Source organism: Weissella sp. ESL1177, from assembly GCF_058107185.1.
In genome coordinates this window covers 1,651,690-1,674,046 of record NZ_CM176591.1, presented here as the reverse complement: position 1 = coordinate 1,674,046, position 22,357 = coordinate 1,651,690, and the positions used below count along the sequence as shown (strand labels likewise).

Sequence of the window (22,357 nt, the reverse complement as noted above, 5' to 3'; positions counted from 1 at the left end):
TTTTGTCTCAGCCTTTTCATACTTATTTAATAGTTAAAACTCAGTTTGCGATGCATCTTGGTGGGTACCGGCAACACCTTCTAATTGATCTAAAGCAGCCATTTCTGCGTCTGTTAGTTCAAAATCAAATACATCAGCATTTTGTGCAATGCGTTCAGTGTGTGTTGATTTAGGTAATGGCAAGAAACCATGTTGCAATGACCAACGAATAAGAACTTGGGCGGTTGACTTATGATGTGTGTCAGCAATATCATGAATAGCTGGAACAGCTAGTAACGATCCAGTGCCTAATGGTGAGTAGGCTTCTGTTAAGATATCGTACTTTTTATTGAAAGCAACGATATCTTGCTCCAAATCAGATGGGTTAATAAATAGTTGATTAACCATTGGTCTAATCGTTGCTGTTTTTAGCAGAGCTTCAACGTGTTTGATTTGGAAATTTGAAATACCAATGGCGCGAATCTTACCATCTGCATAGGCATTTTCCATAAAACGCCAAGCTTCAGCATTTGCTTTATCCCAGTTACGACGATTAATTAGTGGATTTGGCCAATGAATCAAGTATAAATCAAGATAATCCAGTCCTAAAAGTTTTAATGACTTATCTAATGCGATTTTAGCGGCTTCATAACTATGGCTATCATTCCATAATTTCGAAGTCACAAAAAGTTCTTCGCGTGGGATACCAGAATCCTTAATGGCGCGACCAACTGAAGCTTCGTTACCATAGGCAGCAGCTGTGTCGATGTGACGATAGCCAGCTTTCAAGGCATCTAAAACACTTTGATAAGCAACATCGCCATCAGGCGTTTGCCAAGTACCAAAGCCAATGACTGGAATTTTAACGCCATTAGCCAAGGTAAATGTATCTGTTAATGATGAAATAGTCATATATGTACACTCCGTATTTAATAATTTTAGTCAAAATTTGTTGACTATCTACCGTCCAGTATAGCAGAGAATTTTAATAAACAAAATTAGATAGTTTGTATACTATTAATAGTTGGGTATAATAATAAAGACAATCATTTGAGAAAGGAAGCAAGATGTCGAAAGTTACAAAAACAGCCATTTTTGAGGCGACCCAAGCCGTTTTAATGGAAAAAGGTTATGAAAAGGCACGCCTTGCCGACGTAGCTCGTAAATTAGCCATCACACCCGCTGCTTTATACAAGCATTTTGCCAATCGTGATGCATTATTCCAAGAAATGGATGAAGACTGGTTAAAGCACGTTGACGAGCCAATCATTGCAGCCAGTGAGCGTGTGCCCGCTGAAGATCGTGTGCAAGCCTTACATGATTGGCTATGGTTACTCTCAACACGTCGTCAAGCAAGTTTTGCAGCGGCACCAGAAATGTTGGCTTTTTATAAGTTTGAATTGGGAAAACACAATAGTTTGATTGAACCACGTCTCAAGGAGTTTGCAAGCGCTGTTGAACGTATTATGGCGTGGCATACATTCCGACAACAACGTGGTCAAACCGTGATGCAAACGTTCACGTACTTCTATCATCCATTTTTTGCAGGTCGTTGGGATGATAATTTATTTAAAACGATTTTCGAAACGACGTGGCAAGAATTATTACCAGTGATTCAACAAGGATTAATTGAAACTCACGAAGAAAAATAACAAAAGACAGGCAATAACTTTGCCTTTAAAGCGATTCGTCGAACATATTAATATTAGAAGTAAAAACGGAAATGGTGATTATTTGGTATGGTATACAATATATGCATCAAAGTTCAATAGTTTGGAAAATAATCGATAATATATTTGTAATTATTATTAATTATATATTTAGTAAATTGATAATTTTTAAAGATGGGTAATGACAGTGAACAAAATGAAAACTTTTATTCATTTTTTTGAAGACACCTATTTGCATATTCTAGACAAACAACATGCGCCGTTGATTCGCAATAAATTATTTTTTTCTTTAGTGTGCACTTCAAGTTGCAAGTTGCCACAATAAAAAAGGGTACTGATAACTGATTTTTCAAAAATTAGTTATCAGTACCCTTTTACTGTAGAAATGCTTTTGATAAGTACTATTTACTACCAACATCTTGTTAGGATAGTTTAAGCATCTTGATCAAATTTAAAAGCATTTAAGAAGTGGTTAATACGTTCAGTGGGCTTATTAAAGAAGTCATCTGGTGTGCCATCAAAGTTAATTTCACCATCTTCCAAAAATAGCATGCGATCTGCTGCATGACGTGCAAAATCCATATTGTGTGTAACGATGATCATGGATTGATTTTCATGTGCTAAATCATTTAGTACACGTAATACCTGCGCTTCAAGTTCAGGATCTAAGGCTGAAGTTGGTTCATCTAGTAACAAATAATCTGGTGCCATGGCCATTGCACGCGCAATCGCAACACGTTGCGTTTGACCACCTGATAATTGATAGGGATAACGATTAGCCGTTTCGTCCAAATTGACAGCAGTCAATAATTCGTGAGCGTGTTTGGTTGCTTCAGATTTTGATTGTTTTAGCACATGTACTGGTGCCTCAATCATATTACCCATGATCGTTAAATGATCAAACATCCGTGGTTGTTGAAAAACCATGCCAGTTTTTCGTCGCACCCAAAGTAGCGTTTCAGTCGTTATCGGTAAACTTAAGTCGATGGTTCGTTCATCAAGCGTGTATTTACCAGTATCTGGTCGTTCCAATAAATTTAATGAACGAAGTAAAGTTGATTTTCCTGATCCAGATGGGCCAACAATCACGGTTGTTTCATGTGGATTAAAGGTTACGTTGATGTCCTTTAAGGCATGATGTTCAGTATATTTTTTGTCAATATGTTCTAATTTTAGCATGTGGTTTACCTCTGATCCTTGACGAAACGGTCAGCCCAACGTTGAATATAGCGTTGGGGAATTGACAAGATAGTAACAAATAAAGCGTATATCACAGCAACTAATAGATACATTTGTAATGGTTCGAAATTGACAGCTGCTAGTTGTTGGGACAGGTAAAACATCTCGACAATGGTGACAACTGATGCTAACGAAGTGTCTTTGACTAGCGAAATGAATGAATTAGCCAATGTGGGAATTGAGATACGCGTAGCTTGTGGCAAAATAATACGCATAAAAATTTGGCGATCAGTCATGCCCAATGCTGCTGCTGCTTCACGTTGTGTATCAGGAATTGATGAAATAGCCGCGCGGATCGCTTCAGAAGCATAAGCGCCGGTATTTAGTGACAATACCCAGACAGCAGCAGTCCAACCAGATGGTGACAACCAACTGATACCTAGTTTTGGTAGACCATAAAAAACAACAAATAATTGCACTAGCATTGGTGTTGAACGGAAAATCCAAACATAAAACCATAAAATAAATTTGAGTAGACGCCAGCCAAGATCACCCAAGCCAGTTGCATGAGGTACATACGATCGCAAAACTGCTACTAAAGCAGCAATGACAACAGCAATCACAAATGAAATTAATGCTAAAGGTATTGTGTATTTAATACCTGCAATGATCAATTGTGGTGCATAAGTTGCAATAAATTGAAACATGAGTCATCCTTTCAAAAATGAACATAAAAAAAGTGTTAAACCATCTTAGTGAGTAAGATGCCTAACACGTTTTTGGCGATTATTAGATTGGCGTACACCAAGATAACCTACCGCAAAAAACGCGTTAGGCTTTCACAAGTTATATTATTATTTAACGAATTGTGAAACATCAGCATACTCCTAAAATTTTGAGTCCTAAATAATTATCTGCCTTTATTTTAGGTGTCTTACTAATTAATTGCAAGTAAAATTTATGAATTGATTAACTAGTTGACAAATGATTCGTCAGCAGAGTATGATTTGCGACAGAAAAGAAGTGAGGTATTTGGGGATGCGATGTTAATTTAGCGAGCACTAATTAAAAATATGACATAATATATTGATTAATATTTAAATTCTGCTTTAACAAAGGAATGGGTAAAATGAATAAATATACAAAAATTGTTACAGCAACTGCGATAACATTGCTTGTGGCTGGTGGTAGTGTGAGTGCGGTGACACCAAGTATTGCTGCTAAGACTGTACCAACTTATGAAAAAAATTTACATAAAAAAGGCACGTTGACAGTCGGTCTTGAAGGGACGTACTCACCATATTCTTATCGGGATAAGTCAGGTAAACTGACTGGTTTTGAAGTTGATTTATCAAAAGCAGTTGCTAAAAAAATGCATTTAAAAGTTGCTTATTCGCAAACAAAATTTGATTCTTTAGTGGCAGGATTGGAATCGAATAAATATGATGTCGTTTATAACAACATGGGCAATACAAAAGAACGTGCAAAGAAATTTGCATTTGCGGCGCCTTATTTGTATACCAAAACGGTTATGATTACCAAAGCAAATTCAGATATTAAAACAGCCGCAGATCTAAAGGGCAAGAAGTCAGCCCAATCAGCATCATCAAATTTTGGTCAGGCAGCTAAAAAGGCTGGTACAAAGGTTGTGTCCGTACCTGGTTTTGCTGAGGCGATTGATTTAGTCAATTCTGGTAAAGCAGATGTGACATTGAACTCGCAAGATTCATGGGGTGTGTATAAAAAAGCGCATCCAGAAACAAAATTAAAAGCAAAAGTGACGAATGTCTTAGGTGATACGTCAGCTTCACCAATGTTAAATAAGAAAAATGAAGCTTTAGCAAAGAAAATCACGAAGGTACAGAAGCAATTAGCCAAAGATGGCACGATTGCAAAACTTTCAGAAAAGTATTTTGGATCTGATTTGACGAAGAAACCATAAACTGACGTTATAATAAAAGTGCAGACGGAACGCTTTGGTATCCTGTTGTAAAGTATTTCAAACGATCGGGAGGGATAGTGAATGTTAGTTGCAAAGAAAATTATTGTCCGTGGTCGTGTGCAGGGTGTTGGTTTTCGTTATACAACGAAAATGATTGCTGATCAGTTAGATATCCAGGGTCAAGTTTGGAATGAATCAGATGGCTCAGTACACATTGAAGCGCAGGGTGAAAGTGCAGCGATGGCGGATTTTATTTCAAAAATTAGTGTTGCACCATCACCATATGCACGTATTGATTCAGTTAAAAGTCAAGATATGCCAGTTCGTGAAGGTTGGCATCAGTTTCGGGCACATTAAAGCATATCAACATTTAATCAGTCAGCGAGTAACATTGCATGACTGATTTTTTTCGTGTAAGCTGAGGTGTTGAAAGTTTTTTAGGAGGTTGTGGAAAATGAGTATGAAAACATGGTTGAAATTCGTTGAAGTTCAATCATTGGTAGCAAGTATTTTACCACTTATTTTAGGTAACTTATACGCCGCGATTACGTATCAAAAGTTTCATATAACTTTTGCAATTGTCTTTGCGATTGTTGTCATTGCGTTACAGATGGTGGCAAATGTTTGGAATAATATCCAAGATTTTAAATCGGCAACCAGTGAAGAATGGAAAAATGGTGTCAATAATATTATTGGTAACGGTGGTATTTCACAAAGCCAAGGTTGGACAACCATGATTGTACTAGCGTTGATTGCAGCTGTCGGCGGCTTGTGGTTGGCTGTGCAAACGGGTTGGCCATTGCTTATTATGGGGTTGATTGGTTTTTGGATTGTTTATTGGTATGCGGGGACACCACTACCATTATCACGGACTCCTTTTGGCGAATTAGCTTCAGGATTAACGATGGGCTATTTGATTTTTTTGAGTGCAACTTACGTCAATATTGCACCAATATTTAACGGTGAATTAGTGCTTAAAGCAATTATTGCGTCAGCCATTGCATGGTTTGCGATTGGCGATATTATGTTTGCCAATAATATTGGTGACTACAACGAAGATGTTGCTGAAGGTCGGCATACATTAGCTTGGTATTTAGGTAAAGATCGTGCTGTCAAAGCATTTGGGTGGGTTTACATTGCAGGTTATATTATGTTGATCTTAGCAGTCGTTCTTGGCATTTTACCTTGGTTATCACTCGTTGCTTTGTTGTCATTGCCAATTGTGATGAAGAATGCAAAGGCGTTTCAAGCAAATCCCATTAAGCCTAATTTTCCATATGCGATTAAGAATGCTGTTGTCATTTCGCTAACGTTGGCGATCGGACTGATATTAGCATTGCTTTTTGATTAAGTACTGTAAAGCAAGTAAATTATACAAAATAAGTGATTGTCGAAATAAATTCATGTGATATGAATTTATTTCGATTTTTTATTTTTTAGTAACAGGATAAATTGTGGATAACCTGTGTAAAACTTTTAACGTCTATTAGGTTAAAATTAGTTCGTTCGTTTAATACATCACAAACAAACGTAGACCTGATGAATTATTGGTGGTCGATTTATGTTGTTGGAATATCTGGTATAATTAGAAAAAATGAAAGTGAGGTCGTGAAGTGTTAGAACATTTAAAGCAGTCAAAGACACTGTTTTGGACGCTTGAACTATTAGCAATTGCATTATTGGTGTTAATTGTGACACAACTACGCTTTATTCTTGAACCAATTGGTCAATTTATCGGGGCTGTTTTTGTCCCTTTGATCATCTCAGGGTTTCTATATTATTTATTAAATCCAGTGGTCAATGTTTTACAAAAAATACCATTAGGGAAAGTAAAGCATGTTAGTCGAGGATGGTCGATTACCATTGTCATGTTGCTATTATTAGGGATTTTAATTGCATTGATTTTAACGTTACTACCAGCTTTAGTAGAACAAATTGCGGGGTTGATCAAAAATATTCCAGGATTGGTTGAAACTATGCAACATTGGGTTAATCAATTGAGTCATGTTGATATGGCCAAAGAATATGGAATCAAAATTGATCTTGATAAAATTCAACAGCAAGTTCAAAAATTCGGTCAAACAGTGGTTACTGGTGTGGCAACCAGTTTGAGTGTTGTGGTAGCAAAATTAACTAATTTTACAATTACGGCAATTACAGTGCCAGTTATGACAATTTACATGTTAAATGATGGTCATAAACTTTCACCATTTATCCAAAAATTATTTCCGGAACGGCAACAATCACGTATTTCAGATGTGTTAGCGCGTTTGAATCATACAATTGCCCAGTATATTAGTGGGCAAGCATTGGAAATGATTTTTGTTGGTGTTTTTACAACAATTGGCTATTTTATAATTGGTCAAAATTATGCGTTGCTGTTAGGCGTGTTTGCTGGATTAACCAATATGATTCCATATGTGGGGCCTTATATCGGGTTAGTGCCAGCATTGTTTGTGGCTATTACAGACTCGCCATTACAAGCTCTTTGGGTTATTGTTGTTGTATTGATCGTGCAACAAATCGATAGTAATTTGATTTATCCACGTGTTATGGGTGCTTCGTTGCATATTCATCCATTAACGATTATTGTGTTACTGTTGGCAGCTGGTAATATTGCTGGGATTGCTGGCATGATTTTGGCAGTGCCATTCTATGCAATTATTCGAACAGTGATAGTGTACACATGGGAACTTTGGCAGTTACAAAAAACAACAAATGTTGAGACACAAAGCACATCTGATGATGAAACGATCGTCTAATTGACAAAAATCCTAGCAAACGATTGGATGAGCCTTTGTGTGTGGTAGATAACCATAGACAAGGGCTTTTTGTCTATTTAAAGTTAATCAATTGAGGGGCATGACGTATGGTAACTGATTTACATTTAGGACAAATAATAAAAGAAAACAATTTATATACAGAATTACTTCAAGGTAAGTTTGGTATTGAATTAGAAGCACATCGTGTGACGAGAAAAGGTCGTTTGAGTCGAGCTGATCATTCATCAAAGTTAGGTTCAAGACGCATGCATCCGTACCTACAAACTGATTATAGTGAGACACAAGCAGAGTTAGTAACAGAACCTGTCGGATCATTTGAAGCAGCTAGAGACCGTTTGCTCCAATTACAATGGATTTTACGTCATCATATGGCTGATGATGAGTCTATTTGGCCATTAAGTATGCCACCACAATTACGGAAAGATGATCTACAGTGGTTAGACGAAAATTTTGAAAGAACGTGGGTCCAAGATTATCGCGATTGGTTATTGCATAAATATGGTTCAACTCATGAAATTATGACGGGTTTGCATCTCAATTACTCATTATCAGATGAATTATTACAGAAACTATTCAGCGCAAGTGATGTGAATGATTTTGCAACATTTAAAAATGATGTTTATTTCTACTTAGCACGGCAAATCGTTGCACATCGTTGGTTATTTAATTATTTATTTGGTGCGGCACCTTTTAATTTAAATGATACCGATTCAAGGACACCACAGTTTCATAACCCTGTGCGTTCTTTACGAACTAGTGATTATGGTTTCGTCAATGATCAAGGAGAAAAATTGGATTATATCGGTGATTATGATGATCATCAACGACAAATTGATGAGCTCGTATCACAAGGAAAATTATTCTCTGAACATGAGATTTATGGACCGGTTCGTTTTAAGAGTAATCATGAAAATGGTGTCAATACGGATTACATAGAGATTCGCATTTTAGATACTGATCCATTTGATATTGCTGGTATTTCAGAAAATGATTTGAATTTGATTCATTTATTACTTATTTATTTTATTAGTGATGAAGATGATTTAACGGCAGATATTTTGCAGCAGCATGAGCAATTAGCCAATGAAATTTCTTTGCAGAACCCTATGATGGATCTGCCTAATAAAAAAGATGCTTTTGCGATTATGAAAAAAATTTCACAATTAGCGGATCATTTTGGGATGCGATTTAATGATGGGTTATCCTTGATCACTGATCGGGTGCTAACGCCCGCTAAAACGCCAGCAGCCAAGTTAATAGCATTAGCCCCAGATGTTGCGACTATGCAAGCGTGGGCAACAAAAATTGGTAATGAGAGAACAGATTATTTTAAAGCACACGAAGACGAATTATTTGAGGCGTACTTTGGGGATGGTCCTTTAACGCAAATTGTGCGGGATGCCATTACCGCTGGGGTACGTGTTTTGGATTATGAACCACAACAAGTGCTTTTAAAATTTGGCGAACATGAAGAGATGATTACAACGCCAGTAAATTTGACAGATGTTTTCCCGGAGTTAAATATTTACTAACTATAAATAAGTGATAAAATAACAATTAGTATGAAACTAATTGGAGGATTTTGACAATGAGAAAGCAACATCCATTTAATTTTGAAAAATGGGAGCAATTCTTAGCCGAGGCTGAAGGAAATCCAGTTGCTTGGGTTGCTGGTGATCATGTCACAACGCACCCAGTCTATGATGATCGCATGCTAGCACTTGCCCAGGCTTTTGAATGGTCAGATTATTATGACCAAAACTTTGAACGAACGTTGCACCAAAAAGCACATGATCAATTATTGGAAGAGACTGTTGATTTGATTGCACGAACAAGTGATGATTTTAGGGAATTACGAGCAGTTACCTCAGTTGTCATTCATGGTGAACGTCGATTAGAGGGGTTGTGGGCAGCCATGTTGGAAAAGGGGATTTTACGACGGTTACTACAACGATTACAAGTAAAAACACCAGCTGATTTTCCAGGACCAAATTATTAAATCATGTCAGCGTTAAGAACAATTTTTTTAAAATAAGGAAGAGATGTCGATAGAAATTTCTGTCACAATCTCTTTTTTTTTGATTATGAAAATGATAAAGTTAAAAGATATTATAAAATTCTTATATACTAGTTAATATATATGCAAGAGAAGTCCGATATGTACTGCATATTTATTAAAAAAAGGAAGTGGATAATGGCAAAACAACAAGGTTCTCCTCAGAAATTGGAGCGAGGTTTAACCGGTCGTCATGTTGAGATGATTGCCTTAGGTGGTACGATTGGAACGGGGTTGTTTTTAGGAGCGGGTCGTTCGATTAGCACTGCCGGTCCAGCGATATTGCTTGTTTATATTATCGTTGGGATATTTATGTTTTGGATGATGCGTGCCTTAGGAGAATTGCTACTAACGGATCCTAATCGCGCAACATTCGTTGGATTTATTGAAAAATATGTGGACCCTAAAGCAGGCTTCATTATCGGTTGGACTTATTGGCTGGGGTGGATTACCATTGCGATGGCTGAATTGACAGCGGTTGGTAATTATATGAAATTTTGGTTTCCAGGTATTCCGATTTGGATTTGGGAAGTAATATTCTTAGCCATTTTATATGGTATTAATATTGTTGCGGTTGCTGCCTTTGGTGAAACTGAGTTTTGGTTCGCAATGATTAAGATCGTTGCTATCTTAGCGATGATTGCGACAGGGATTATTATGATGGTATTGCATACTAAAACGTCATCTGGCGTCACATCGATTAGTAATCTATGGCAACATGGTTTTGTTGCCCATGGTGGTCATCATCTGTTATCAGCCTTTCAAATGGTCTTCTTTGCTTTCTTAGGCATTGAATTTGTTGGTATGACGGCAGCGGAGGCACAAGATCCATATAAAAATATTCCGAAAGCCATTAATTCAATTATTTTGCGAATTTTAATTTTCTATATTGGTGCGTTGATTGCCATTATGTGTATCCAACCATGGACGAATTATAGTGCCAGTGAATCACCATTCGTGCAGGTTTTTGCAGGTATTGGGGTCACTGGTGCAGCAGGAATCATCAATTTTGTTGTATTAACAGCCGCTGCGTCTTCATTGAATAGTGCTATCTTTACGACTGGACGGATGTTATATTCGCTATCAAAGGGTAAGGGCTATGTTGGTAAGTTAAATACTCGGTTTATTCCTCGAAATGCTATCAATGTGTCAATGATTTTAATTGCACTGGCAGTTGTTTTAAACTTTTTCTTTCCGGCAAACGCTTTTGATTTAGTCACATCAATTGCATCGGCTGCATTTGTGGTGATGTATGCTGTTTTGGTGTTTGCACATGTTAAGTATCGACAATCAGATGACTTTAAAAACGGTAAGCAATTGTTCAAAATGCCGGGTGCACCAGTAACGGATTATCTAACTATTGCCTTTTTGATAGGTATCTTTCTAATTTTGTTGTTCACACCAGCAACGATGCCAACCACAATTTTGGCGTTAGTTTGGTTTATCATAATGATTATCATAAGTTTACGAATAAAGAGTTAAAAATAGTGTATGATGAAAGGATAGTTGTGTAGGCAATTATCCTTTTTGATTATGGAAACGATAGGGGGTTAATATGACAGAGAGATTTATTGATCGTGATTACACACGAACTTTTGCTAAAACAGATTATATTAAACAGCAATGGCAAGATATACCGTATATGGCAGGATCACGACATGATTTGGATATTTATCTACCAAATGAAGGTCAGGGACCATTTCCAGTCATTGTTGATGTATTTGGTGGTGGATTAGTTTTTGGTGATAAGAGTTCACACAAACTTGAACCAGCTCTTCGACTATTGGATAAAGGCTATGCTGTTGCTAGCATTTCATACTCTTTGATACAAGAGGCTGATTTTCCAACGCAGATATATGAAGTGAAAGCAGCAATTCGCTTTCTTCGAGCACATGCAAATGAATATCAATTAGACATGAACCATGTTGCATTAATGGGTGAGTCTTCAGGTGCGCATTTGGCATTATTAGCGGGTGTAACCGCAACGAAAAAAGAGATGGATAATCGTGATTTTGGGGATTATGCTGATCAATCTGAACAAGTAAATGCCATTATTTCATTATATGGTCCTTATGTATTTGATCAATTTGTGCCGCAATTCAAGGAAAGCGGTGTTACGCCGGCTTATTCTGAGACGGGAACAGCAGAATCTTTTGAAGGACAAATGTTTAAACAACAAGCGCCAAAAGATGACCCCCAAAAAGTTAAGGCATATAATCCAGCCACATATTTTAATTCACAGATGCCACCAATATTAGCATTTGCAGGAACGGCAGATGTTGTTGTACCATATCAACAGACGGTGAATATGATTGCCGACGCACGTCAGTTTGTTAGTGATGATCGTGCTGAAATTCACATCATTGAAGGTACTGGGCATGGACCAGATGCTTATATGACACCTGAGTATACAGAAATCAAAGCCAATTTCTTGAAGAAATGGCTATAATTTGAGGTTAAAGAATGATAGGTGCTTTTGGTAAAACTTTTTTTCGGGCAACGCCACAACAATTATTTGTACAATTAATGATTGACATTGTTTGGTATTTAATTTTTCAACCAACTGACACGCTATCAGTTTGGGTGTATATTCTTATTTTGCCTGGTTTTGATTTGATATCTGCAATTGGTAGTTTTTGGAACTATGTTAAAGATAATAAAACAACAAAAACGAATAAATGATGTTTCATGTGAAACATTGAAAATCGCTGACCTAATTTATTGGGGTCAGCGTTTTTTTAATTTATTGAACGTTAAATAAGCAAAAATGAACGGATAATATTTTTTTATCAGAATTGTTAGAAATGCTTTACGATTTTATATAGACGTGTCATAAGAGATGATATTCGAAAAATGTCAGCGCTATTTTTAAAAATATAGATAAAATATGACTGGTCATTTATAAAAAAATACAGTCTGTTTTTTTGTTAGGAGAAGTGAAATATGACAATGTTTAACGGCATCGGCAATTTGTTATTAGTTATCAGCCTACTGATAGTATTTGTCTTTTTGGGTATGAAATAGCTATTACAATCACTGAACAGACTCAAATAATTCAGATCGTTTTAATGGTAGAGGACAAGTAATGTTAGAGATAATAATTTTAGAAGATAATCAACGACAATTAGACTGGTTAACTAGTTTTATTAGCCGATACACAACGTTTGAAGAATTAGATACGACCATTAAGATGGCGACAACTGATATTGAGCAGGTAAAGAAATTCGTTGAGACTTGTGATCACCAAAATGTGCTTTATTTTTTAAGTATTGAAATAAACCAAGAAAACTCAAGTATTGATTTGGCTGAACAAATACGTCACAAAATGCCTTTAGCAAGCATTGTTTTTATTACAGCGTATGAAGAGTTGTCATTAGTAACTTTAGAACGAAGATTGGCACCATTGGATTATATTTGCAAATCAAAAGATACGATCGTGATTGAAGAAGCGATACGACAAGATATTATTATTGCTCAAGAATTAGTGATTAAGCATATGCAACGAACGCAAGAAAAATTTGTTTATAGACTACGTAACCATTATTATGAGATTCCAATGTCAGACATTATGTATATTGCTTCAAAGCCAAATCAGGTAAATCGAGTGATTGTCCATGCGCAAAATATGGTTGTAGAGATCAACGACTCATTGTTGAACATTGAGAAAAAATATCAAAAATTATTTCGATGTCACAAGGGATTCATAGTAAATCTAACCGCCATTCATTACTTTGATATTGAAACAAATCGAGTCTATTTTGATGATCAGAACAAAATTTGGTGCCCGTTGTCAATTCGAAAGAAAAGACAATTTAAAAAAGCTTGGCATCCATTACGGCATTTCATTTAACGCATAATATATGAAAGATAACGTTTAAATTTCATTCATTCATGGCGGTGTGTATACGGTATGATTGTCTATATGAAGGAGGTGAAAGAAAAACATTTCAGTGATTATTCATGAGAAATACTCATTTTTAAAAAGCGTACGACAATGGTATTTCTTATTGGTGCATTTCGAAATAGACGACATTTTGTGATTAAGTATTTAAATATAACCGCTTTGTTAGTTTACTACCACTAATGGCGCGGTTATTTTTTGAAGATATTGTGACTTTTTTAACAAAAGAGGCATCTTGTGCTAGAATGAAGTTGTTTTAAAGAATAACACTGGAGGGATTAGTAATGACAAAGAAAGTTGCAATGATTACTGGTGGTGCACAAGGAATTGGTGAAGCAATTGTCCGTCGATTAAGTCAAGATGGTTTTGCGGTTGCAGTTGCTGATTTGAATGAGCAAAAAGGTGCAGAAGTTGCTGCAGATATTGAAAAAAATGGTGGAACTGCCATGGCAGTTAAGCTAGATGTTTCTGATCGTGATGACTTCTTTGCAGCAGTAAAACAAGTGGCTGAAAAACTTGGTGGGTTTGATGTATTAGTTAATAATGCTGGTCTTGGTCCAACAACACCAATTGATACAATTACTCCTGAATTATTCGACAAGGTTTACCATATTAATGTTGCCGGTGATATTTGGGGTATTCAAGCAGCTATTGAACAATTTAAGAAGACTGGTCATGGCGGCAAGATTATTAATGCCACTTCACAAGCTGGTGTCGTGGGTAATCCAAACCTTGCATTGTATAGTAGTACAAAGTTTGCAGTGCGTGGTTTAACACAAGTTGCAGCACGTGATTTGGCAGAAGACAATATTACAGTAAATGCTTATGCACCAGGTATTGTTAAAACACCAATGATGTTTGATATTGCTCATGAAGTGGGTAAGAATGCTGGTAAGGATGACGAATGGGGTATGCAAACCTTTGCAAAGGATATTGCATTGAAGCGTCTTTCAGAGCCTGAAGATGTTGCAGCAGCAGTTGCTTTCTTAGCTGGACCAGATTCAAACTACATTACTGGACAAACAATTGAAGTTGATGGTGGTATGCAATTCCATTAATCACATGGTTTAAATAATAAATGAAATTGATGATGAACTAATAACTAGTTCGTGATCAATTTTTTTATTGGTGCTATTTTTAACGATCAAATATTCAATAAGCATTAAACTAACGTCATATTTGCTATCTATCGCAAACATTGCGATACTAGACGTATATTTAACGAAGGAGGGAGTAGACATGCGACAAATACTTGTTGATGTTCATCGCCTGACAAAAAAGTTTCAACTTGATCAGTTAAAAACGTATATTCAGCGTGGTAATTTAAAAATGGTTGGACCAACAATTACGTATTATACTTTATTATCGCTTGTCCCTATTTTGATGAGTGTGGGGGCAGTCGCCAGTTTAGTGGGATTAGATGCGCATGATTTGATCACATTACTTTCTGCACAAATTCCTAGTAATATCATGTCCATTTTGGCACCGATTATTAAATCGGTACTAAAAGGTGGTGTCGGGATTTTGTCATTTTCAATTTTGACGACAATTTGGGCAGCAAGTTCTGTCTTAGCTGTTTTTCGTAAAGCATTCAATGGTGTTTATGATGTACCTGAACGCGTCAGTGGTTTATTGACTCGAGTGTTTAGTTTTTTATGGTTAATGGTTATTTTAGTTTCTGCTGGTTTGGTGATGATTGTCAGTGCTATTTTGCCTGCAGTGATTGCTGCAATTCCAGGAATTAGTTGGTTAGAGTTTATTACGAAACAACGCTGGTTAATTACATTAATTGGTTTATGGATCATTATGTGTGTGTTTAATGCGGCTATGCCTGCAAAGCGGACTGCATTTAGACCATTAGTTGTTGGATCAGGAATTGAAGTTGTTCTGATGATTATTTTGAATTATTCGTTTGGATGGTATGCACAGTTTACAGTAAAAAATGTTGGTTTTTATCAATCATTAGGATCACTGCTTGTGTTAATTGTCTATTTAAATTTAGTAGGGACAATGATGGTCGTTGGGCAAATTTTGATTGCTTGGTTATCAGGGATTTTTGCAACCACTTTGAATCCAGAAGATCCAGTGCCATCAGCAGCTAAGCGACCTGCACCAGCACGTCGACCAGCTGTTTCGATTCAAAAAATCACAAGCCATCGTCGACGGGGAAAAAGGCGACGTTAAAGGATAGATTGTGATTTTTTGTACACTTAAAATAGTAGCTTGTGAAACTTTGTATCCCCTTTTTTAAGTTATTGGCGTTATAATATTCTTATAGCGTGGAAGCGCTAACATTTGTCGTTTATATTAAGGGGGATATTATGGCATACAAAACAACTTATCCGTATACTGGGGAAATTTTACAGGAGTATGATAACGCAACTGCTGAAGATTTAGAGCAAGCATTGACAACAGGTCATGCTTTATATAAAACGTGGCGTGGGACGCCGGTTAGTGAACGTGCACAAATTTTGCAAAAAGTTGCTGATGCGATTACTGAACACAAGGAAGAATTAGCGAAGGCAATGACCTATGATATGGGAAAATTATTGACTGAAGCTGAAGGCGAAGTGGATTTATGTGCAAGCATTGTTGCTTATTATGCGCAAAAGGGTGAAGAATTTATGGCAGACACACCATTAGAATCACCTGCAGGAAAGGCACATTACATCAAGCAATCAACTGGTGTCATCGTAGCCGTCGAGCCTTGGAACTTCCCATTGTATCAAGTCGTACGTGTTTTCGCACCAAACTTTATTGTTGGTAATCCAGTTCTTTTGAAGCATGCTTCAATTTGTCCAAAATCAGCACAACTGTTTGCAGATTTGGTCATCGAAGCTGGGGCACCAAAGGGCGCTTTAACCAACTTATTTATTGACTATGATTTGGTTTCAAAGGCCATTCATGATCCTCGTGTTGCTGGTGTTTGTTTAACAGGATCTGAGCGTGGTGGTGCTGCTGTAGCTAAGGAAGCCGGTGAAGCACTCAAGAAGTCTACTTTGGAACTTGGTGGTAATGATGCGTTTATCATTTTAGATGATGCCGATTGGGATGAAGTTAAGGCAGTTGCACCAGGGGCACGTTTGTATAATGCTGGACAAGTCTGCACATCATCAAAGCGTTTCATTGTGATGGCTGATAAGTATGACGAGTTCATTGATATTCTAAAGGAAGGCTTTTCAAAGGCGAAGTTAGGTGATCCAATGGATCCAACAACTGATGTTGCACCATTGTCATCAAAGAGTGCCCAAGAAAAGCTACAAAAGCAAGTACAATCAGCTATTGATGGTGGTGCCACATTGGTTTACCGTCAAGATCCGGTTGGTGGTGACGGCTTCTTCTTTGAGCCAACGATCTTAACAGATATTACGAAGGATAACCCCGTTTACAACCAAGAAATGTTTGGACCAGTCGCTTCAGTTTATAAAGTTAATTCTGAAGAAGAAGCGATTGCTTTAGCTAATGACTCAAGTTATGGTCTAGGTAACACGGTCTTTTCAAGTGACATCGAACATGCGCAACGTGTGGCAGCTCAAATTGAAACAGGGATGTCATTTATTAACTCCGGTTGGGCTTCATTACCTGAATTGCCATTTGGTGGTGTAAAGAACTCGGGATATGGTCGTGAATTAAGTGAATTAGGATTGAATGCCTTTGTTAACGAGCATTTAATTTTTGAACCAACAAAATAACAGATAATATGAAAAAAGCAGATCATCTTTCGATTTTTGAAAATGATCCGCTTTTTTTGTTATTTTGTTGTAATTGCAATCGTATCAGCAGCCTTTTTTGCTGCCCATTGTTCATCGAATTGATCTAGTAATTCACGAACTTGGGTCGTATTTGTGGTATCCATTAAAGCAACGCGTAAATCTGAGGCGTATGAAAAATGACGAACGTAGATTTTAAAGAAGCGCTTCAATTTTTGGAAATGCATGGGACCAAATTCAGCAGTGAATTGATCATATAAATCTAGTTGCATACGTAGCAATGTTAATGTTTCATCAAGTGTATGCTCACGAGGTGTGATTTCAAAAGCAAATGGATTTTCAAAAATGCCACGACCAATCATGATACCATCAATACCAGGATGTTGGCGGACTAACTCAAGACCAGCAGTACGGTCTTTGATATCACCATTAATTTGTAATAGCGTATTTGGTGCAATTTGATCACGTAACGCGATCAAACGATCAATATACTCATAATGTGCTGGTACTTTTGACATTTCCTTACGAGTACGCAGATGAACAGTTAATAGTGGGACATCTTGTTTTAAGATGAATGGAATCCATTCTTCAAACGTATCGATTTGATTAAAACCTAAACGTGTTTTGACAGAAACAGCAAGACCAGCTTTTTTGGCGCCAGCAATAATATCTTTGGCATTGTCAAAGTGACGAATTAAATCTGATCCGCCACCATTTTTAACAACTGTGGCAGCAGGACAGCCCATATTAAGATCAACGGCTTCATAGCCACGTGCTTTTAAATCGAAACAAGCCGTTTCAAAATCGATAGCACGGTCACCCCATAATTGTGCAACGGGCATTTTTTCTGATGGGTCAACATGTAAACGACCTTGTACCGTAAATTTTGCCTTCGGATGCGTGATGCTACGCGCATTTGTAAATTCAGTGAAATAAACGTCGGGGCCACCAGCGGCGGCGACAACGCGGCGAAAGACAGAATCAGTCACTGCCTCCATCGGTGCCATGGTGAAGAAGGGGATGGTTTCTAATCCTGGTACAGTAGGATGTTTTTGTGCATCGGCAACAACTTTTTGCCAATAAGGTGATTTAACTTGGACCATTTCTAATGCCTTTCTTATATAAAGTATTTATTTTCAAATCATGTCTTGTAAAACATGTCTTGTAAAATTTTTAAAACCTTATCCATAGTAGCGATATTTTGAAAAATTTTCAAGATATTAACTTCTTAAAAGTACACAAAATCAATTTTTCGTTATCCTCAGGACAAATAACATGTGATTTTGATGACAAGGTGTATAATGAAAATAATTTGCTTTAGGAGTTATTTAGGAGTTTATATGAGAATACATAAGAATATGGTCGCCGGCATTGTGCTGACGTTTTTATTAGCCTTAGTTGCTAAATTATTGTCGCCATTATTACCAACATTAGGTGCTGAAGCATTGGCGATGTTGGCAGGTATTGTTTTGGGTAATACAGTATTTGCAAATCAGCGTTGGGCAGCTGGTGTGAAGTGGGCAGAAAAATATCCTATCGAAATTGGCATTGCTTGTTTAGGATTGAATGTCACCTTACAAAATATGGCATCATTAGGATGGCGTGGCGTCATCTTTATTCTATTACAAATGGCTTTGACCATTGTCTTTGTGATGTGGCTGGGTGGTCGTGTCTTTAGGGTTGCACCAGAATCAGCAATGCTAATGGGTGCTGGTAACGCCGTTTGTGGTTCGAGTGCGATTGCATCGGTAGCACCAGCTGTCGGTGCGACTGACGATCAGCGACGTACTTCAGTTGCAACAGTCTCACTAGCTGGTGTTGTCCTGTTGTTTGTTTTACCAATTCTAGGACCAGCAGTTTTGCCAAATAATATGATGGTGAGTGCCTTAATTGGTGGTACTGTCCAATCAGTTGGTCAAGTTTCTGGAACAGCTTCTTTGGTTGGTGGTAGTGTTGTGACTTATGCACCAATCTTTAAAATGTTACGTGTGATTATGCTATCAGTTGTTGTCATTTTTATGGCACGGCATGCTTCAAAATTGGCGGTCGACGGGACAACAGCGACAAAAACAAAGATTAGTATTTCTTGGTTTGTGACCACGTTTATTATCTTCATGTTGATCAATTCATTTATTTCACTACCACATGTGTTAACGCATACTGCACAAGGTGTGACAAGTTTCTTTGGTATCGTTAACTTGGCTGGGATTGGTCTAAATCTAAAATGGACAACGATTAAATCTTCAGGTGCTAAGTTCTTAAGTTATGGTTTGGTAACGATTATTTTCCAAGTATTGGTTGCCCTTGCTTTGATTTATTTATTGATGGGTGCCTAAATTAATGATATAAAAAAATAGTTTTATGCAAAAGACCGGTAATCTCATCATTTAGTAGGGAGATTATCGGTCTTTACTGCAACAGCGGTGATTGTAGCAGGTCTAGTTATTAAAGTCATTTAATTACTGTTAAAATAAGACTAACGCGCGTTTCTATCATTGCTTTTATGACATCTTAAGAGATAAGTAAGCTAAAGAAGAATTAGAAAAGGTTTTATGAAAAATATTTTGGGGAAGGATCAATAGGTGGGGATGTTATTTACAAATTTAAAAAATTATGTCGTGTTTGACTTAGAAATGAACGGGAGTAACCAGATTATCGAAATTGGTGCCATAAAAATTACTGGTGCCAAGAATATTGAAAAATTTTCGATAATCGTTAATAATCCGCCAGTCGGTAGTGCTATGAAATCTTTTCGATATATTACTAAAGCTATGGGCGGTAAAGATGGTTGGATTACGTTAGATATGATTAACCATGGTATTTCTGAAGAACGAGCATTAAATCGATTTATGCGCTTTGTTGGTGATTATGCCATTGTTGGTCATGCGATTGTTGATGGGGATGTGCAATTGATTAAAGAAGGGCTACAACATCATAATCTAGGTAAGTGGGAGACACGCGGGAAATTATATGATACACAACAGATTCATGGTGCAATTACGGGTAATCCTCAAGATATTTCTTTAAAAGATTTGGCGGAAATTTATGGCGTTAATTTAGGGGAACAAAAGCATCGTGCTTTACCGGATGCCAAAGAAACATTAGCTATTTTTTTGGCAATGAAAAAGGCATGGCGGTAGTAACTGATTATTATTGTGCGCTTTGTTTAAGCAATAGATTGATTTTATTGGCTAATGTTTTTTCCAGATCATTAGCTGTCAAACTATATAATGTTCTTCTAAAATGTTCGTTGAGTTCAGTGTACGGTAAGGTTGCTGGCAGGACACTTTTTGACATAATTGTTTCACCGATGCCTTGCAAGACGAGGGCAATAATTAACTCATTACGATTAATTTGCATCTTATTTTTAGGCAAGACACTATATTCTTCAAAAAATTGTTGGGTATAGTGGGCAATTCCTGAACCGGGTTCGCGCACTAACCAAGTACCTGTTTGGTCACCAATACGTACTAGTTGGTCAGTTGTAATTTTTTGACGGTACATTTTTTCAGGATTAATTAATAGCGGTTTCTCTACTAACCCGATATCTAACTTTTTTTGTTCGAGTTGTTTTGCGATGTAGTTTGAATTACCAACGGTTACCTGCCAATCAATGGTTGGTAATTTTTTTTGCGCTATTTCAAAAAAATTCGTGGCAAGCATTTGTGATACTGTTTGAGAAAAGCCAATCCGCAGTAATTTGCGGTTAGGGGTTTTTAAATGCGCTAATTGATCTTGGGTGTTTTGCCAAATATTTCTCATTTTTAATGCTTGTTCATAAAGAATTTTACCTTCAGCGGTAGGTTCAATCGTTCGGTGTTGCCCACGAATAAATAGAGGATGACCAATGTCTTTTTCTAATTGTTTCATTTGAATAGAAATGGTCGGTTGAGTAACAAATAACGTTTGTGCAGCAAGTGAAAAACTTCTGGTTTCATATACTAAGATGAAGGTTTCAAGATATGGATTCATGGTGCACTCCTTTATAAATAATTTTTATATTTATTATATAAATGATTAATTTTATTTATCATAACACAGTCTCTATAATAAAAGTGGTAATAAATTGAAGGAGAAAATGATGAGACAAGTATTGAAGAAAACGCCAATGGCATTGTGTGGTTTGATTTTAGGTATGGAAGCTTTAGGTAATTTGTTGATCATGAATCATCTTGTTACTTTAGGTAATTTTGTTGGTATTGTTGGCATGGTGCTGATGCTATTAATTTTATTAAAATTAATGATGTCATTTGGTAGTGCCTATAGTGAAATGTTAAATCCAGTTGCGGCGGGTACTTTACCAACATTTACGATGTCGTTGATGTTAATGGCCATGTATTTTAACCGTTGGGGTGTGACGCGCTTTGCACTCGTACTATGGTCTCTTGCAATTATTGTTCATCTATTGATTATGGTCACTTTTTGCTGGGTAAATTTGATTCAAACAAAACCGTCTCTACAAGCTGTTTACCCAAGTTGGTTTGTCATGTTTGTGGGTATTGGTGTTGTATCAGTTAGTGCGCCAATGTTTAATGTGTTTATTGGTCAACTATTTTTCTGGCTAGCGCTTAGTTTATATGTTATTGTTTTTCCAATTGTTATTTTTCGTTTGATTCGTCTGCGTGAAATGGCAGAAGGAGCATTACCGCTATTAACGATTACGGCAGCGCCAGCATCACTTTGTTTAACAGGGTATTTAAATAGTTTCACGCAGTTTAACCATATTTTTGCTATTGCTTTAGCAATATTTGCGCAATGTTTATATGTGACGACACTATTTTTCATGATTCGTATTTATATTTCTGCAAAGCATTCTGTTTTGCATTTCTATCCTAGTTTCGCAGCCTTTACTTTTCCACTCGTTATTTCATCAACAGCGTTGACTGTTTTATCAAATCGCTTAAGTTTATCAGTTGGTTTCATAACGTTAGCACGAATTGAATTAGTTATCGCTGCTATCGTTATTGTGTATGTCCTTGGTCACTATATGAAGTTTTTTACAGAACTTTTAAAAATGAATCGCGTCACCACAACGGTCGTTGCAGATGTAAAAAATAAATAATTGAAATTTTTCAAAAAAGGGTTGGGTTTTTTTGTTGAATTTGTTAATATAATGTTCTGCTATTTAATCAATTTA

General features: G+C 36.8%; 22 protein-coding genes. 17 read left to right on the top strand and 5 right to left on the bottom strand.

Annotation, left to right across the window (positions count from 1 at the left end):
* Window positions 1-33: 33 nt before the first annotated feature.
* Window positions 34-891: an aldo/keto reductase gene (locus AC3B5D_RS08185; RefSeq protein WP_489840512.1), complete on the bottom strand. Its 858-nt coding sequence runs from the start codon at window positions 889-891 to the stop codon at window positions 34-36.
* Window positions 892-1,046: 155 nt separating this feature from the next.
* On the opposite strand from AC3B5D_RS08185, the gene AC3B5D_RS08180 reads away from it, so the two are divergent.
* A complete protein-coding gene (locus tag AC3B5D_RS08180) occupies window positions 1,047-1,631 on the top strand; it encodes a TetR/AcrR family transcriptional regulator (RefSeq protein WP_489840513.1) in 585 nt (194 codons plus the stop codon).
* A gap of 450 nt (window positions 1,632-2,081) precedes the next feature.
* Here AC3B5D_RS08180 and AC3B5D_RS08175 read toward each other — a convergent pair whose 3' ends face one another.
* Together AC3B5D_RS08175 and AC3B5D_RS08170 are read right to left on the bottom strand one after the other, a co-directional pair.
* On the bottom strand, window positions 2,082-2,828 hold the full coding sequence (locus tag AC3B5D_RS08175) for an amino acid ABC transporter ATP-binding protein (RefSeq protein ID WP_489840514.1): 747 nt from the start codon (window positions 2,826-2,828) through the stop codon (window positions 2,082-2,084).
* A gap of 5 nt (window positions 2,829-2,833) precedes the next feature.
* Window positions 2,834-3,535: an amino acid ABC transporter permease gene (locus tag AC3B5D_RS08170; protein WP_489840515.1), complete on the bottom strand. Its 702-nt coding sequence runs from the start codon at window positions 3,533-3,535 to the stop codon at window positions 2,834-2,836.
* Between the two features lie 422 nt (window positions 3,536-3,957).
* Here AC3B5D_RS08170 and AC3B5D_RS08165 point away from each other — a divergent pair, with 422 nt between their 5' ends.
* The 13 genes from AC3B5D_RS08165 to AC3B5D_RS08105 all read left to right on the top strand — a co-directional run bounded on the left by AC3B5D_RS08165 (window position 3,958) and on the right by AC3B5D_RS08105 (window position 17,202).
* A complete protein-coding gene (locus AC3B5D_RS08165) occupies window positions 3,958-4,770 on the top strand; it encodes a transporter substrate-binding domain-containing protein (RefSeq protein ID WP_489840516.1) in 813 nt (270 codons plus the stop codon).
* Between the two features lie 81 nt (window positions 4,771-4,851).
* The gene (locus AC3B5D_RS08160) at window positions 4,852-5,127 is read left to right on the top strand and encodes an acylphosphatase (protein ID WP_489840517.1); all 276 of its coding nucleotides are present in this window, start codon (window positions 4,852-4,854) and stop codon (window positions 5,125-5,127) included.
* 97 nt (window positions 5,128-5,224) lie between these two features.
* Window positions 5,225-6,121: a prenyltransferase gene (locus tag AC3B5D_RS08155; protein ID WP_489840518.1), complete on the top strand. Its 897-nt coding sequence runs from the start codon at window positions 5,225-5,227 to the stop codon at window positions 6,119-6,121.
* Window positions 6,122-6,383: 262 nt separating this feature from the next.
* Window positions 6,384-7,532 (top strand): AI-2E family transporter, encoded by a 1,149-nt coding sequence (locus tag AC3B5D_RS08150; RefSeq protein WP_489840519.1) that lies wholly within the window; start codon window positions 6,384-6,386, stop codon window positions 7,530-7,532.
* Between the two features lie 107 nt (window positions 7,533-7,639).
* On the top strand, window positions 7,640-9,085 hold the full coding sequence (locus tag AC3B5D_RS08145; RefSeq protein ID WP_489840520.1) for a glutamate--cysteine ligase: 1,446 nt from the start codon (window positions 7,640-7,642) through the stop codon (window positions 9,083-9,085).
* Between the two features lie 56 nt (window positions 9,086-9,141).
* On the top strand, window positions 9,142-9,552 hold the full coding sequence (locus AC3B5D_RS08140) for a DUF6508 domain-containing protein (protein WP_489840521.1): 411 nt from the start codon (window positions 9,142-9,144) through the stop codon (window positions 9,550-9,552).
* Window positions 9,553-9,747: 195 nt separating this feature from the next.
* A complete protein-coding gene (locus AC3B5D_RS08135) occupies window positions 9,748-11,091 on the top strand; it encodes an amino acid permease (protein WP_489840522.1) in 1,344 nt (447 codons plus the stop codon).
* Window positions 11,092-11,164: 73 nt separating this feature from the next.
* Window positions 11,165-12,058, top strand: coding sequence for an alpha/beta hydrolase fold domain-containing protein (locus tag AC3B5D_RS08130; RefSeq protein WP_489840523.1), 894 nt, complete (start codon window positions 11,165-11,167; stop codon window positions 12,056-12,058).
* 14 nt (window positions 12,059-12,072) lie between these two features.
* Complete coding sequence (locus tag AC3B5D_RS08125; RefSeq protein ID WP_489840524.1) at window positions 12,073-12,291, top strand: hypothetical protein; 219 nt, start codon at window positions 12,073-12,075, stop codon at window positions 12,289-12,291.
* 403 nt (window positions 12,292-12,694) lie between these two features.
* On the top strand, window positions 12,695-13,459 hold the full coding sequence (locus AC3B5D_RS08120) for a LytR/AlgR family response regulator transcription factor (protein ID WP_489840525.1): 765 nt from the start codon (window positions 12,695-12,697) through the stop codon (window positions 13,457-13,459).
* Between the two features lie 335 nt (window positions 13,460-13,794).
* Window positions 13,795-14,568: a (S)-acetoin forming diacetyl reductase gene (locus tag AC3B5D_RS08115; protein WP_489840526.1), complete on the top strand. Its 774-nt coding sequence runs from the start codon at window positions 13,795-13,797 to the stop codon at window positions 14,566-14,568.
* A gap of 181 nt (window positions 14,569-14,749) precedes the next feature.
* Window positions 14,750-15,694, top strand: coding sequence for a YihY/virulence factor BrkB family protein (locus AC3B5D_RS08110; RefSeq protein WP_489840527.1), 945 nt, complete (start codon window positions 14,750-14,752; stop codon window positions 15,692-15,694).
* A 137-nt stretch (window positions 15,695-15,831) separates the two neighbouring features.
* Entirely contained in the window at window positions 15,832-17,202 is a 1,371-nt protein-coding gene (locus AC3B5D_RS08105; protein WP_489840528.1) for an NAD-dependent succinate-semialdehyde dehydrogenase, read from the top strand.
* Between the two features lie 59 nt (window positions 17,203-17,261).
* On the opposite strand, the gene AC3B5D_RS08100 is transcribed toward AC3B5D_RS08105, so the two are convergent.
* A complete protein-coding gene (locus AC3B5D_RS08100) occupies window positions 17,262-18,323 on the bottom strand; it encodes a tRNA dihydrouridine synthase (protein WP_489840529.1) in 1,062 nt (353 codons plus the stop codon).
* A gap of 237 nt (window positions 18,324-18,560) precedes the next feature.
* Here AC3B5D_RS08100 and AC3B5D_RS08095 point away from each other — a divergent pair, with 237 nt between their 5' ends.
* Both AC3B5D_RS08095 and AC3B5D_RS08090 read left to right on the top strand, forming a co-directional pair.
* Window positions 18,561-19,556: a YeiH family protein gene (locus tag AC3B5D_RS08095; protein ID WP_489840530.1), complete on the top strand. Its 996-nt coding sequence runs from the start codon at window positions 18,561-18,563 to the stop codon at window positions 19,554-19,556.
* Between the two features lie 252 nt (window positions 19,557-19,808).
* Entirely contained in the window at window positions 19,809-20,360 is a 552-nt protein-coding gene (locus tag AC3B5D_RS08090; RefSeq protein WP_489840612.1) for a 3'-5' exonuclease, read from the top strand.
* A gap of 10 nt (window positions 20,361-20,370) precedes the next feature.
* On the opposite strand, the gene AC3B5D_RS08085 is transcribed toward AC3B5D_RS08090, so the two are convergent.
* Window positions 20,371-21,192: a LysR family transcriptional regulator gene (locus AC3B5D_RS08085; RefSeq protein ID WP_489840531.1), complete on the bottom strand. Its 822-nt coding sequence runs from the start codon at window positions 21,190-21,192 to the stop codon at window positions 20,371-20,373.
* Window positions 21,193-21,301: 109 nt separating this feature from the next.
* Here AC3B5D_RS08085 and AC3B5D_RS08080 point away from each other — a divergent pair, with 109 nt between their 5' ends.
* Window positions 21,302-22,282: a TDT family transporter gene (locus tag AC3B5D_RS08080; protein WP_489840532.1), complete on the top strand. Its 981-nt coding sequence runs from the start codon at window positions 21,302-21,304 to the stop codon at window positions 22,280-22,282.
* The last annotated feature ends 75 nt before the right edge of the window (window positions 22,283-22,357 follow it).

Bases quoted from the DNA above. Each gene is read 5' to 3' on its own strand.
- AC3B5D_RS08185 (WP_489840512.1), bottom strand. From the start codon at position 891: ATGACTATTTCATCATTAACAGATACATTTACCTTGGCTAATGGCGTT.
- AC3B5D_RS08180 (WP_489840513.1), top strand. From the start codon at position 1,047: ATGTCGAAAGTTACAAAAACAGCCATTTTTGAGGCGACCCAAGCCGTT.
- AC3B5D_RS08175 (WP_489840514.1), bottom strand. From the start codon at position 2,828: ATGCTAAAATTAGAACATATTGACAAAAAATATACTGAACATCATGCC.
- AC3B5D_RS08170 (WP_489840515.1), bottom strand. From the start codon at position 3,535: ATGTTTCAATTTATTGCAACTTATGCACCACAATTGATCATTGCAGGT.
- AC3B5D_RS08165 (WP_489840516.1), top strand. From the start codon at position 3,958: ATGAATAAATATACAAAAATTGTTACAGCAACTGCGATAACATTGCTT.
- AC3B5D_RS08160 (WP_489840517.1), top strand. From the start codon at position 4,852: ATGTTAGTTGCAAAGAAAATTATTGTCCGTGGTCGTGTGCAGGGTGTT.
- AC3B5D_RS08155 (WP_489840518.1), top strand. From the start codon at position 5,225: ATGAGTATGAAAACATGGTTGAAATTCGTTGAAGTTCAATCATTGGTA.
- AC3B5D_RS08145 (WP_489840520.1), top strand. From the start codon at position 7,640: ATGGTAACTGATTTACATTTAGGACAAATAATAAAAGAAAACAATTTA.
- AC3B5D_RS08140 (WP_489840521.1), top strand. From the start codon at position 9,142: ATGAGAAAGCAACATCCATTTAATTTTGAAAAATGGGAGCAATTCTTA.
- AC3B5D_RS08135 (WP_489840522.1), top strand. From the start codon at position 9,748: ATGGCAAAACAACAAGGTTCTCCTCAGAAATTGGAGCGAGGTTTAACC.
- AC3B5D_RS08130 (WP_489840523.1), top strand. From the start codon at position 11,165: ATGACAGAGAGATTTATTGATCGTGATTACACACGAACTTTTGCTAAA.
- AC3B5D_RS08125 (WP_489840524.1), top strand. From the start codon at position 12,073: ATGATAGGTGCTTTTGGTAAAACTTTTTTTCGGGCAACGCCACAACAA.
- AC3B5D_RS08120 (WP_489840525.1), top strand. From the start codon at position 12,695: ATGTTAGAGATAATAATTTTAGAAGATAATCAACGACAATTAGACTGG.
- AC3B5D_RS08115 (WP_489840526.1), top strand. From the start codon at position 13,795: ATGACAAAGAAAGTTGCAATGATTACTGGTGGTGCACAAGGAATTGGT.
- AC3B5D_RS08110 (WP_489840527.1), top strand. From the start codon at position 14,750: ATGCGACAAATACTTGTTGATGTTCATCGCCTGACAAAAAAGTTTCAA.
- AC3B5D_RS08105 (WP_489840528.1), top strand. From the start codon at position 15,832: ATGGCATACAAAACAACTTATCCGTATACTGGGGAAATTTTACAGGAG.
- AC3B5D_RS08100 (WP_489840529.1), bottom strand. From the start codon at position 18,323: ATGGTCCAAGTTAAATCACCTTATTGGCAAAAAGTTGTTGCCGATGCA.
- AC3B5D_RS08095 (WP_489840530.1), top strand. From the start codon at position 18,561: ATGAGAATACATAAGAATATGGTCGCCGGCATTGTGCTGACGTTTTTA.
- AC3B5D_RS08090 (WP_489840612.1), top strand. From the start codon at position 19,809: ATGTTATTTACAAATTTAAAAAATTATGTCGTGTTTGACTTAGAAATG.
- AC3B5D_RS08085 (WP_489840531.1), bottom strand. From the start codon at position 21,192: ATGAATCCATATCTTGAAACCTTCATCTTAGTATATGAAACCAGAAGT.
- AC3B5D_RS08080 (WP_489840532.1), top strand. From the start codon at position 21,302: ATGAGACAAGTATTGAAGAAAACGCCAATGGCATTGTGTGGTTTGATT.